Below are 13,000 nucleotides of genomic sequence, written 5' to 3'. Positions count from 1 at the left end.
GCTCCTTGCGGGGTGTCAGCGGCCGAGTTCTTCATCGAGGATCGCAAAGAGTTGGCTTTCGGTGGCGGCGTCGAGGTCATCGTCGAGATGTTCGGCATCGGAGAGTTCGCCCGGCGGGAGCGCGGCGAGCAGGTTGTGAATGCGGGCCCGCAGCATCGATTTGTCGTCGGCATTCCAGGTGGGCGCGCCGAGCAGCGCCTGTAGTTCGCGGGTGATGTCGTTGAAGCGACCCATCAGGTTCGGCTGGCCCTCGGCACCGGCGGTGCCGGCCAGTTGGGTGTCCAGGTGCGCGGCCAGCACGGTGGGTGTCGGGTAGTCGAATATCAGCGTCGGCGAAAGGGTAAGGCCCGTGGCGTTTTTGAGCCGGTTACGCAGTTCGACCGCGGTCAGCGAATCGAACCCGAGTTCCTGGAAGGCGCGGCCGGCGTCGATGTCCGCCGGGTTGGGCACGCCCAGCACCATCGCCGCGTTGCCGCACACCAGGTCGACCAGCTCGCGCTGTCGCGCCTCGGCGGTCAGCCCGTGCAGGCGCGCCGACAGCCCGGTCGTCGAGACGGCGACGTCCGTGTCGTCGATGACGCGCCGGGTCGGGCCGGCGACGAGCTCCCGGAGCAGCGGGGGCAGCGCGGCGATGTTGTCGGACAGGGCGGCCCGGTCCACCCGGGCGGCCACCAGCACCGGGGCGTCGACCAGCATCGCGGCGTCGAACGCCGCCAGCGCCTGGGCGGTGGACAACGGCGCCAGCCCGATCCTGCTCATCCGGGCCTTGTCGCGATCCCCGAGGTGTGCCGTCATCGCCGAGGCCTGCTCCCACAGGCCCCAGGCCAGCGACAGGCCGGCAAGCGCGTGGGCGCGCCGATAGGCGGCCAGCCCGTCGAGGAAACTGTTGGCGGCCGCGTAGTTGGCCTGACCCGGGGTTCCCACGATCCCGGCCATCGACGAAAACACCACGAACGCCGAGAGATCCAGGTGCCGGGTGAGCTCGTGCAGGTTCCATGCACCGTCCACCTTGGCGCGCAGGACCGCGTCCACCCGATCCGGGGTCAGCGACGAGATCAGCCCGTCGTCGAGAATGCCCGCGGCGTGAACGATTCCGCGCAGCGGGTACTGCGCCGGTATCTGGGCCAGCATCGCCGATGCCGCTTCGGGATCGGCGACATCGCAGGCCACCACCGACACCTGCGCACCGGCCTCCTGCAGCCCGGCCACCAGATCGGCGACCCCGGCGGACCGGGCGCCGGTCCGGCTCACCAGCACCACGTGCGCCACCCGGTAACGGTCGACGAGGTGTCGGGCCAGTGCCGAACCGGCCATGCCGGTACCACCGGTGATCACCACGCTGGCGCCCGCCAGGCCCCCGCCGCAGCCGCTGAGCACTTCGCCTGGGCCCGACGGGACGGTGAGCGCGACCTTGCCGATGTGGCGCGCCTGGCTGACGTACCGATAGGCCGCCGAGGCGCAGCGGACATCAAACGTCTTCAGCGGCAACGGTTTCAACACTCCTTTGGCCAGCAGCCCCACGATCTCGGCCAGCATGGCCGCGGTGCGGTCGGGGCCGGCCTCCAGCAGGTCGAATGACCGATACACCGCGCCCCGATACTCGTCGGCGATGTCCTGCGGATCGCGCACGTCGGTCTTGCCCATCTCGATGAACCGCCCGCCGGGAGCCAGCAGCCGCAACGACGCGTCGGTGAACTCACCGGCCAGCGAGTTGAGCACGACGTCGAACCCGGCACCGCCGCCTGCCGCCACAAGCCTCGCGAATTTCGCCTCGAACTCCGTCGTGCGCGAATCGCCGATGTGATCGTCGTCGAATCCCATCGCGCGCAAGGTGTCCCACTTACCACGGCTGGCGGTGACGAACACCTCGGCGCCCCAGTACCTGGCCAGCTGCACCGCGGCCATGCCCACCCCGCCGGTGGCGGTGTGCACCAAGACCCGCTCGCCGGCGCGCAGCCCGGCCAAGACCGACAGCCCGTACAGCGCCGTCAGGAACACCACCGGCACACCCGCGGCCGCCACCAGCGGCATGCCCGGCGGCACCGGTGTCACAAGCCGGTGATCCACCACGGCCTCGGAACCGACGACCCCGAGCAGTCCCATCACCGTGTCACCGACGGCCAGGCCGGTCACGTCGGGTCCCACCTCGACGACCACGCCGGAGCCCTCGGCGCCGAGCCGGCCGCCGCCGGGATACATCCCCAGGGCCACCAGGACATCGCGGAAGTTGACGCCTACCGCGGCCACCGACACCCGCACCTGCCCGCCGGTCAATTCGGTGCGCGGGCAAGGACTCACGACCAGGTCCTGCAGCGTGCCCGCACCACCGGCATCCAACCGCCAACCGGCGGAGGGCAACCCGACGGCGGAGTCCATCCGCACCGGCCGCAGCCGCGCCGCATACGCCACGCCCTGGCGAACCACCACTTGCGGCTCGCCGCAGGCGATCACCGCGGCGGCGTCGGCGGAGCCATCGGAGTCGATCAGCACCATCCGGCCGGGGTGCTCGGCCTGCGCCGATCGCACCAGGCCCCACACCGCCGCGCCGGCCAGGTCCGAAACGTCTTCGCCGGCAAGGGCGACGGCCCCGCGGGTCTGCACCGCCAGGACCCCGGCGTTTTCGTCGCGCAGCCACGATTGCAGCGCCGCGAGAATCTCGGCGGCCGCGGCATGCACCGCCTTCACCACGTCGCCGCCATGATCACCCAGCTCCCACAGCGTGGCCTCGGCGCTCCCCTCGCCGGCGCCCAGTGCGATCGGCGACCACGTCACGTCGAGCAATCCCTCGGAGCGCTGCGCGGGAGCCGCCGTCAACTGCTCGGCCGAGACCGGGCGCATGGCCAACGATCGCACCGAGAGCACCGGAAGTCCGGCTCCGTCAGCCAGTTCCACCGACACCGACCCGGCGCCCGCCGGCGCGATCCGGACCCGCGCCCGCGACGCACCCGAGGCGTGCAGCGACACACCCTGCCACGAGAACGGCAACACGGTCTGGTCCTGCTCGGCGGCGACGCCGATCGCGTGCAACGCGGCATCCAGGAGCACGGGATGTACTCCGAAGCCGCCGTCCAGGTTTCCGGCGTCGTCGGGGACGGCGATCTCGGCGAACAGCTCGTCCCCGCGCTGCCACATGGCCCGCAGACCCCGGAAGGCGCCGCCGTAGTGGTAGCCCCGCTGCGCCAGCCGGGCGTAGGCGCCGGTGATGTCCACCGCGTTCGCCCCCGCGGGCGGCCAGATCGAGAAGTCCGCGCCCGGCGTGACGGTGCCCGGCCGCAACAGCCCCTCGGCGTGCAACACCCACTCCGAATCCGGTTCGGCGCCGGCGGAATACACCGACAACCGCCGCGACCCCGACTCGTCGGGCGCGCCCACCACCAGCTGCACCTGCACGCCCCCGGCCGGGGGCAGCAGCAACGGGGCCGACAAGGTCAGCTCGTCGAGTACCCCACAGCCGACCTCGTCGCCGGCCCGGATGGCCAACTCGACGAATCCGGCCCCGGGGAACAGCACCGTCTCGCCCACCGCGTGATCGGCCAGCCACGGGTGGGCCGCCGTCGACAACCGGCCGGTCAGCACGACGCCGCCGGAATCGGGCCGCGGCACCACCGCACCGAGCAACCCGTGCTCGGCCGGGGCCAGGCCCAGCGTGGCGACGTCTTGCGAGCCCGTCGACCCGCCCGGTAGCCAAAAGCGTTGCCGGACAAACCCGTACGTCGGCAGGTCGACGGCCCGGCCACCGAGGCCGGCCATCGCGGCGCGCCAGTCCACGGCCACACCCGCGACGTGGGCCTGGGCGACCGAGAGCCAGAACCGGTCGAGGCCGCCGTCCTCGCGGCCCAGCGACGGGATGACGCACGCCCGCTCGCTGTCGGGCATGGTTTCTTCGATGGCGGCCATGAGCACGGGATGTGGGCTGGATTCGATGAACGCCTGGTAGCCGGCGTCGCACGCGCTGCGTACCGCCTTTTCGAATTGCACGGTGTGGCGGATGCTTTGGAACCAGTAGTCGGCGTTGAGCCCCGCGGTGTCCATCAGCTCACCGGTGACCGTGGAGAAGAAGGCGACCGCCGACGACCGCGGCGCGAGGCCGAGCAGCGCGTCGGCCAGGGAATTGCGGATCGCGTCCACCTGTGCCGAATGCGACGCGTAGTCGACGTCGATCTTGCGGGCCCGGACGTTGTCGGTTTCACACCGCTGCATCAGTTCGGCCAGAGCATCCACCTCGCCGGAAACCACCACCGCCGCAACGCCGTTGACGGTGGCGATGTTCAGTCGTTCGCCCCAGGCGGCGATCAGCTGCTCGGCGCGCGGCAGGCTGCACGCCAGCGAGACCATGCCGCCCCGGCCCGACAACTGCACCAGCAGCCGGCTGCGCAGCGCGACCACCCGGGCGGCGTCCTGTAGCGACAGCGCCCCGGCGACATAGGCCGCCGCGATTTCGCCCTGCGAATGGCCGATCACCGCATCGGGCGTCACGCCCACCGAGCGCCACAATTCGGCCAGCGACACCATCACCGCCCACAGCGCCGGCTGCACCACGTCCACCCGGTCCAACCCGGGTGCGCCGGGGACGCCGCGGATCACGTCGATCAGAGACCAATCGACGTATTCGGCGAGAGCCGTATCGCAGCGTTGCAGGTGCTCGGCGAACACCGGTGAGCTGTCTAGCAATTCCGCACCCATGCCGGCCCATTGCGAACCCTGCCCGGGGAACACGAACACCGTCTTGCCTGCCGGCTGCGCGCGGCCCACCACCAGGCCCGCAGCCTGCTCACCGGCCGCCAGCGCCGTCAGCCCACGCAGCAATTGCGCGCCGTCGGCACCCACGATCACCGCGCGGTGCTCGAAGCGCGACCGCGTCGCGACCAGCGACCAGCCCACATCCAGCACCCGCACACCGGGATCGGCCTTCACCCGGGACAGCAGCCGCGCCGCCTGGTTCGCCAGCGCCTCGCCCGAGCGGGCCGAGAGTACCCACGGCACCACCACGTCATCGCCTGGGCGGGTGGCGGTTTCTGGCTCCGCGACGTATTGCTCCACGATGACGTGCGCGTTGGTGCCGCTGATGCCGAAGGACGAGACTCCGGCGCGGCGCGGCCGGTCCACCGTCGGCCAGGGCCGCTGCTCGGTCAGCAGCGACACAGCCCCCGCGCTCCAATCCACATGCGGCGTCGGCTCATCCACGTGCAACGTTTTGGGCATCACCCCGTGGCGGACCGCCTGCACCATCTTGATCACTCCGCCGGCACCCGCGGCGGCCGAGGTGTGACCCATGTTCGACTTGATCGAACCCAGCCACAGCGGCTGATCCGCCGGGCGATCCTGCCCGTAGGTCGCCAGAACCGCTTGCGCCTCAATGGGATCCCCGAGCATCGTGCCGGTGCCGTGACCCTCGACAAGATCGACATCGGCCGTGCCCAGCCGCGCACTGGCCAGCGCCGCCCGGATCACCCGTTGCTGCGACGGCCCGTTGGGCGTCGCCAGGCCGTTGGAAGCGCCGTCCTGATTCACCGCGGATCCGCGCACCACGGCGAGCACCGGATGCCCGTGCCGCCGGGCATCGGCCAGCCTTTCCAGCACCAGCACTCCGACGCCTTCGGAGAACCCGGTGCCGTCGGCGGCACCCGCGTACGCCTTGCACCGTCCGTCGGCGGCCAGCGCGCGCTGCCGGCTGAACTCGATGAACATCGCCGGCGTTGCCATCACGGTCACGCCGCCCGCCAGCGCGAGGTCGCACTCGCCGGAACGCAACGACTGCGCCGCCAGGTGCAGGGCCACCAGCGACGACGAACACGCGGTGTCCACCGAGACGGCCGGGCCTTCGAACCCCAGCGAATAGGCCACCCGGCCCGAGGCGACACTGAGCGTCGAACCGCGCAGGCCGTATCGCTCAAGGTGTCCCGGCACCCGCCCCTGCCCCCCGTAGGAGCCGTGGAATATCCCGGCGAACACACCGGTCGCCGAGCCGCGCAGGGTGGCGGGGTCAATCCCGGCCCGCTCCAACGCCTCCCAGGACACCTCGAGCAGCAGACGCTGTTGCGGGTCCATGGCCAGCGCCTCGCTGGGGGCGATCCCGAAGAACGCGGCATCGAAATCGCCGACATCCGAGAGGAACCCGCCGCACCGCGCGTAGGACTTGCCCACGGCGTCGGGATCCGCATCGAACAGACCGGTCAGGTTCCAGCCGCGGTCCGCGGGGAACTCCGAGACGACATCTCGGCCCTCAACCACCATCTGCCACAAAGCCTCTGGCGAATTCACGCCGCCCGGATATCGGCAGGCCATGCCGACCACCGCTACCGGTTCGGTCGCGGCGGCCAGGTACTCGCGGTTCTCGCGCTTGAGCCGCTCGTTGTCTTTCAGCGACTGGCGAAGAGCCTTGATCAGCTCTTCGGTGTTGCCGTTCATCGAAGGCGGCCTCTCGTGTCACTCACAGCGATACCTCCGCAAATTCAAGCCCAAAAAGCCGACGCCTTACCGTGGGAACGGGAGCGCGCCGGCGCGATCAGTGCCAACGCAACAACACCAGTTCGGAACAGAATCCTGGACCCATCGCGAGCATCAGACCGGGGCTTCCACTCGGCGGCGGTTTGGCCATGGTGTCGCGCAGCACATGCAGCACCGACGCCGACGAGAGGTTGCCGATCTCGCCGAGTGAACGCCAGGTGAGTTCGAGGGCCTCGGGCGGGAGGCTGAGCGCCGCGTTGATCGCCTCGATGACCTTCGGGCCGCCGGGGTGACTCACGAAGGCGCCGATGTCCGCCGTGGTCAGGCCGTGCGCCTGCAGGAACTGGGTGACGTCGGCTTCGATGTACTGCTCGACGACGGCCGCGACATCCTTGGACAGCACCAGCTCGAAGCCGGTGGCGCCCACGTCGAACCCCATGGTGCGCAGCGAATCGGGGTACAGGTGGCTGCGCGAGTCCACGATGGTGGGGCCGCCGGCGGCCAGTTGTTCGGCGCGCCGCTCCCCGACGGCCACCACCGCCCCGGCCCCGTCGGCGAACAGGGCGCTGCCGACCATGCCGGCCAGCGACGGCGTGTATCCGGGATAGGTCAACGAGCACAGCTCGACGGAGAGCAGGGCGGCCACGGCGTCCGGTGCGCCGCGCAGGTAGTCGTTCACGCGGGCCACTCCCGCGGCGCCGGCCACGCAGCCGAGGCCGAACAGCGGCACCCGTCGCACGTCGTCGCGCAGGCCGAGCTGCGCGGCGATCCGGGCGTCCACGGACGGCACGGTCAGGCCGGTGACGGTGGTGGTGATGAGCACGTCGACGTCCCGTGGCCGCAGACCCGCCTCGTCGAGCGCGCCGGACAGCGCTTCGCAGCCCAGCTTCACGGCGTGCTCGGTGAAGATCCGGTTCGCCATGCCGAAGTCGGTCAGCGCGGGGTATTGCTCCACCGGCAGCACCAGGTGACGGCTGTTGACTTTGGCGCTGATATGCAGCTGCCGGACGATGTCCTCGTAGCCCTCGAACTCCGGGATGCTGACGAAGAAGTCGGTGAGTTCGCGCTGGGAGTATCGGTGCGGAGGTAACGCACCGAAGACGCCCGCGACGACGCTCATTGTTCTCCCACCCCTTGGTGACGAGGACCCGGTCCGTAGCGTTCAACCGGATCGCTTTGAGCCCGAAGTCTAGTCTGCACGTCCCCGGCCGTCAGGGAAAACAACCGCATCTCAGCCGCCGCCGCCCAGTCGGCTCTTGAGCCGATCGGCGCTGGCCAGGACGGTTTCGATCTGCTCGGCGACCCGCACCGGCGCGGTGCCGCCCCGCGCATCGCGCGAGGACACCGAGCCCTCGATCGTCAGGACCTCACGGACCGCTGGCGTGAGATCGGGGCTGATGGCGGCCAATTCGTCGTCGGTCAGCTCGTCGAGCCCGACCGCCCGCTGCTCGGCGGCGCGCACCGCTGCGCCGGCGGCCTCGTGCGCGGACCGGAACGGCACCCCCTGGCGCACCAGCCATTCGGCGATGTCGGTGGCCAGGGTGTAGCCAGCCGGGGCCAGCGCGGCCATCCGCTCGACGTCGAAGGTCAGGCTGCCCACCAGGCCGGCCATCGCGGGCAGCACCAGCTCCAGCTGGGCCACCGAGTCGAACACCGGTTCCTTGTCTTCCTGCAGGTCACGGTTGTAGGCGAGCGGCTGGGCCTTCAGCGTGGCCAGTAGGCCGGTCAGGTTCCCGATCAGTCGGCCGGACTTGCCGCGCGCCAGCTCGGCGATGTCGGGGTTCTTCTTCTGCGGCATGATCGAGCTGCCGGTCGACCACGAATCGTGCAGGGTGACGTAGCCGAATTCCGTCGAGCTCCACAGGATGACGTCCTCGGCCAGCCGGGACAGGTCGACCCCGATCATGGCGAACACGAAGGCGGCCTCCGCCGCGAAATCCCGGGACGCGGTCGCGTCGATGGAGTTCTCGGCCGCGGCGGCGAAACCGAGCTCCGCGGCGATCGCGTCGGGGTCCAGGCCCAGCGACGAGCCGGCCAGCGCGCCCGACCCGTAGGGGGACACCCCAGCGCGCCGGTCGAAGTCCACGATCCGGTCGACGTCGCGCAGCAGCGGGTGGGCGTGCGCCAGCAGGTGGTGGGCCAGCAGCACCGGCTGCGCGGACTGCATATGGGTCTTGCCCGGCATGATGGCGTTCGGGTGGGCGGCGGCCTGGGCCGCCAGCGCGCCGACGACGTCCAGCGCCCCGGCGGCGACCCGGCGCACCGCGTCGCGCAGCCACATCCGGAACAGGGTGGCCACCTGGTCGTTGCGCGATCGACCGGCCCGCAGCCGCCCGCCCAGGTCGGGCCCGACCCGGTCGATCAGGCCGCGTTCCAGCGCCCCGTGCACGTCCTCGTCAGTGACCAGCGGCGCGAAGCTGCCGTCGGCGACGTCCTCGGCGAGCTGATCCAAACCGGCCAGCAGCCCGTCGCGCTGCTCCTCGTTCAGCAACCCGGCCCGGAACAGGATCACGGTGTGGGCCCGCGAGGCGACGATGTCGTAGGGGGCCAGCACCCAGTCGAAGTGGGTGGACTTGCTCAGTGCGGCCAGCGCATCCGACGGGCCGTCGGCGAACCGCCCGCCCCACAGGGACCCCTCGCGAGTGCTCACGCCTCGGCCGGGCCCTTGTCGAAGTTCTGGTCCCGGCGGGACGCGATCTTCGACGACAGCCCGTGTACGTAGACGAAACCCTTGGCGGCCGACTGGTCGAAGCTGTCGCCCTCGTCGTAGGTGGCCAGGTTGAAGTCGTACAGGGATTCCGCGCTGCGCCGGCCGTTGACCGCAATGTGGCCGCCGTGCAACACCATTCGCACTTCACCCGTCACGTGTTCCTGGGTCTTGGCGACGAAGCTTTCCAGCGCGTCCTTGAGCGGCGAGTACCACAGCCCGTCATAGACCAGCTCGGCCCACCGCTGGTCGGTGTGCCGCTTGAACCGGCCCAATTCCCGCTCCAGCGTGACGTGTTCGAGCTCGGTGTGCGCGGTGATGAGCACCATGGCGCCGGGCGCCTCGTAGATCTCGCGGCTCTTGATGCCCACCAGCCGGTCCTCGACGACGTCGAGGCGGCCGACGCCCTGGGCGCCGGCGCGCGTGTTGAGTTCCTCGATGGCGCCAAGCACCGACACCCGCTTGCCGTCGATCGTCACCGGCACGCCGCGCTCGAACCCGACGATCACCTCGTCGGGCGTGCTCCAGTTCAGCGTGGGGTCCTCGGTGTAGGCGTACACGTCCTTGGTGGGGGCGTTCCAAAGGTGTTCCAGGAAGCCGGTTTCCACCGCGCGGCCCCACACGTTCTGGTCGATGGAGAACGGCGAGCGCTTGGTCACGTTGATCGGGATGGCGTTTTCTTCGGCGAACGCGATCGCCTTCTCCCGCGTCCAGGCGTAATCGCGGACGGGTGCCAGCACCTCGAGATCGGGTGCCAGCGAACCGAATCCGACCTCGAACCGGACCTGGTCGTTGCCCTTGCCGGTGCAGCCGTGCGCGACGATGCTGCCGCCGTGCTCGCGGGCCGCGGCCACCAGGTGCTTGACGATCAGCGGCCGGCTGATCGCCGACACCAGCGGGTAGCGGTCCATGTAGAGGGCGTTGGACAGGATGGTGGGCAGGCAGTAACCGTCGGCGAATTCGTCGCGGGCGTCGACGACGACGGCTTCCACCGCGCCGCAGTCCAGGGCCCGCTGGCGTATGACCTCCATGTCTTCGCCGCCCTGGCCGAGGTCGATCGCCACCGCTACGACCTCACGGCCGGTCTCCTTGCCGATCCAGCTGATGGCCACCGAGGTGTCCAGACCGCCGGAATACGCCAGGATGACGCGTTCTGACATGAACCAATCTCCTTAGGTTGAAAGCGCTTACGTGAGTTTTTCCAGGGTGGTGGCCAGCTCGGCGCCGGTCATCGGCTCTCGAGCGGCCACGAAGACGGTGTCATCGCCGGCGATGGTGCCGACGACGTACGGTAGTGCCGCGCGGTCGATCGCGCTGGCCAGGTAGTCGGCGGCGCCGGGCGGGGTGCGCAGCACCGCGAGGTTGGCGCTGGCGTCGGCCGACACCAGCAGTTCACTCAGCAGCCGGGACAGCCGGGCGGTGCCGCCGGACACTCCCCGCACCGGGTTGCCGTCCTCGGGAACCATGTAGACGCCGACGCCGCCGTCGGCGCCGCGCAGCTTCACCGCGCCCAGTTCTTCCAGGTCCCGCGACAGGGTGGCCTGGGTGACGTCGATGCCCTCGTCGGCCAGCAGCGCGGCCAGTTCGCTCTGGCTGCGCACCTCCGCCGACGACAGGATGGCCACGATGCGGGCTTGCCGGCCCGCCCGGGTGGTTTCGGGGGTGGCCTTCGATCTAGTCAATGGCGCCACTCCTCAGCATCGCTTCGCTCTGCATCGTCGTCGGCGCAGTCATCGGGACCGTTCCAGCAGCCAGGCCAGCAGCGCTTTCTGGGCGTGCAGCCGGTTTTCGGCCTCGTCCCAGACCACGCTGGCCGGTCCGTCCATCACCTCGTCGGTGATCTCGTCGCCGCGGTGAGCCGGAAGGCAGTGCAGCACAATGGCTTCCGGGTCGGCCAGGGACAGCAGTCGGGCGTTGATCTGGTAGGGCTTGAACGGCGTGAGGCGGTCCAGCCCGTCGTCCTCCTGTCCCATCGACGTCCAGGTGTCGGTGACCAGGACGTCGGCGCCGCGCGCGGCCTCGTCGGCTTCGGGGGTGAGGGTGACCGAGGCGCCGGTGTCCTCGGCGCGCCGCCGGGCCGCGGCCACGAACGCCTCGTCCGGGGCGAAGCCGTCCGGCGCGGCGATGGTGACGTGCAGGCCGGCCGTGACGCCACCGAGCATCAACGAGTGGGCCATGTTATTGGCGCCGTCACCGAAATAGGTCATCCGCAAACCGGTCAGCGAGCCCTTGCGCTCGGCGATGGTCTGCAGATCGGCCAGCACCTGGCAAGGGTGGAACTCGTCGGAGAGCGCGTTGACCACCGGCACCGTCGCGGCCGAGGCCATCGCGTCGAGGCGGTCCTGGCCGAACGTTCGCCAGACGATGGCCTCGACGTAGCCAGACAGCACCCGCGCGGTGTCCTCCAGGGTTTCGTCGCGGCCCAGCTGGGTGCTGCGGGCGTCGACGACGACGGCGTGCCCACCGAGCTGGGCGATGCCCACCTCGAACGAGAACCGGGTGCGGGTGGAGTTCTTGTCGAACAGGACCGCGACGCCGCGCGGGCCCTCCAGCGGGCGGGCACTGAATGGGTCCTTCTTCAGTTCGGCGGCCAGCGCCAGCACCTCGCCCTGCTCGGCGGGCGACAGGTCGTCGTCGCGAAGGAAATGGCGGGTCATGCTGCGGCTCCTGCGGCTTCGTCGAGGATGCCCGGCAGCGCGGCGACGAAGCCGTCGACCTGGGCGTCGGTGATGATCAGCGGCGGCGCCAGCCGGATGACGTCGGGTGCGGCCGCGTTCACCAGGAACCCGGCCCCTCGGGCGGCCGCTTCGGCGTCCTTGGCGCGCGGCGCGGTGAGCGCCACGCCGCAGAGCAGCCCGCGGCCGCGCACGTGGTCGATCAGCGGGTGGCCCAGCGCCTCGATGCCGTGGCGCAGCGACTTGCCCAGCACCTCGGCGTGCCGCACCAGGTTCTCTTCGGCCAGCACCCGCAGCACGGCCAGCGCCGCCGCCGCGCAGACGGGGTTGCCACCGAAGGTGCTGCCGTGCAGGCCTGGCGTCATCAGGTCGGCGGCCGGGCCGATGGCCAGGCAGGCGCCGATGGGCAGGCCGCCGCCGAGCCCCTTGGCCAGCGTCACCACGTCCGGGGTGATTCCGTCGTGCTGGTGGGCGAAAAACGTTCCGGTGCGGCCCATCCCGGTCTGCACCTCGTCGAGCACCAGCAGCGCCCCGTGCCGCGCGGTGATGTCGCGGGCGGCGACGAGGTATCCCTCAGGCGGGACGACGACGCCGCTCTCCCCCATGATCGGCTCCAGAAACACTGCGGCGGTGGCGTCGTCGACCGCGGCCGCCAGCGCGTCGGTGTCACCGTAGGGCACGTGCGTGACCTCGCCGGGCAGCGGCGCGAACGGCGCCTGCTTGGTCGGCTGCCCGGTCAACGCCAGCGAGCCCATGGTCCGGCCGTGGAAAGCCTCTTGTGCGGCAACCAGTTTGGTGCGTCCGGTGAGCCGCGACAGCTTGAACGCCACCTCGTTGGCCTCGGTTCCGGAGTTACAGAAGAACACCCGCGCGGCGGTGCCGGATTCGTGGCCGGCGCCGAGCAGGGACACGAGTTCTTCGGCCAGCGCGAGGCCCGGTTCGGTGGCATACAGATTCGACGTGTGGCCCAGCGTCGACATCTGGTGGGTGACGGCCTCGATGATGGCGGGGTGGCGGTGGCCCAGGACGTTGACCGCGATGCCGCCGAGCAGGTCGAGATACGTCTTGCCGTCCACGTCGGTGACCACGGCGCCCTCGCCGCTGGCCAAAGCCATCGGTGGGGTGCCGTAGTTGTTCATCATCACGGCTTCCCACCGCTGCTTGATGCTGT

Annotated in this window: 7 protein-coding genes; all 7 read right to left on the bottom strand. The window is 70.5% G+C overall.

Annotated features, from left to right (window positions below; all coding sequences use genetic code 11):
- Positions 1-15 precede the first annotated feature (15 nt).
- The 7 genes from ACZYVJ_RS00675 to ACZYVJ_RS00645 all read right to left on the bottom strand — a co-directional run bounded on the left by ACZYVJ_RS00675 (position 16) and on the right by ACZYVJ_RS00645 (position 12,971).
- The gene (locus ACZYVJ_RS00675) at positions 16-6,408 is read right to left on the bottom strand and encodes an SDR family NAD(P)-dependent oxidoreductase (RefSeq protein ID WP_463829234.1); all 6,393 of its coding nucleotides are present in this window, start codon (positions 6,406-6,408) and stop codon (positions 16-18) included.
- A gap of 97 nt (positions 6,409-6,505) precedes the next feature.
- On the bottom strand, positions 6,506-7,567 hold the full coding sequence (locus ACZYVJ_RS00670) for a type III polyketide synthase (RefSeq protein WP_463829233.1): 1,062 nt from the start codon (positions 7,565-7,567) through the stop codon (positions 6,506-6,508).
- 111 nt (positions 7,568-7,678) lie between these two features.
- Positions 7,679-9,097 carry an argininosuccinate lyase gene (gene argH, locus ACZYVJ_RS00665; protein ID WP_463829232.1) on the bottom strand — a complete coding sequence of 473 codons (1,419 nt, stop codon included), beginning with the start codon at positions 9,095-9,097 and terminating at the stop codon, positions 7,679-7,681.
- The gene (locus tag ACZYVJ_RS00660) at positions 9,094-10,314 is read right to left on the bottom strand and encodes an argininosuccinate synthase (protein WP_463829231.1); all 1,221 of its coding nucleotides are present in this window, start codon (positions 10,312-10,314) and stop codon (positions 9,094-9,096) included. The genes argH and ACZYVJ_RS00660 overlap by 4 nt, the downstream gene beginning before the upstream one ends.
- 27 nt (positions 10,315-10,341) lie before the next feature.
- Positions 10,342-10,836, bottom strand: coding sequence for an arginine repressor (locus ACZYVJ_RS00655; protein WP_065126766.1), 495 nt, complete (start codon positions 10,834-10,836; stop codon positions 10,342-10,344).
- A 48-nt stretch (positions 10,837-10,884) separates the two neighbouring features.
- Positions 10,885-11,811: an ornithine carbamoyltransferase gene (gene argF, locus ACZYVJ_RS00650; RefSeq protein WP_463829230.1), complete on the bottom strand. Its 927-nt coding sequence runs from the start codon at positions 11,809-11,811 to the stop codon at positions 10,885-10,887.
- Positions 11,808-12,971, bottom strand: coding sequence for an acetylornithine transaminase (locus ACZYVJ_RS00645; RefSeq protein ID WP_463832779.1), 1,164 nt, complete (start codon positions 12,969-12,971; stop codon positions 11,808-11,810). Before ACZYVJ_RS00645 ends, argF begins: the two co-directional genes overlap by 4 nt.
- Positions 12,972-13,000 lie beyond the last annotated feature (29 nt).

It is taken from the genome of Mycobacterium sp. IDUB_3 (assembly GCF_055419585.1).
The sequence above is the reverse complement of the archived record's forward strand: the minus strand, read 5'-3'. Positions and strand labels throughout refer to the sequence as shown.

Excerpts from the sequence above, each read along its gene's own strand:
- ACZYVJ_RS00675 (WP_463829234.1), bottom strand. The coding sequence starts at position 6,408 with ATGAACGGCAACACCGAAGAGCTGATCAAGGCTCTTCGCCAGTCGCTG.
- ACZYVJ_RS00670 (WP_463829233.1), bottom strand. The coding sequence starts at position 7,567 with ATGAGCGTCGTCGCGGGCGTCTTCGGTGCGTTACCTCCGCACCGATAC.
- ACZYVJ_RS00660 (WP_463829231.1), bottom strand. The coding sequence starts at position 10,314 with ATGTCAGAACGCGTCATCCTGGCGTATTCCGGCGGTCTGGACACCTCG.
- argF (WP_463829230.1), bottom strand. The coding sequence starts at position 11,811 with ATGACCCGCCATTTCCTTCGCGACGACGACCTGTCGCCCGCCGAGCAG.
- ACZYVJ_RS00645 (WP_463832779.1), bottom strand. The coding sequence starts at position 12,971 with ATGATGAACAACTACGGCACCCCACCGATGGCTTTGGCCAGCGGCGAG.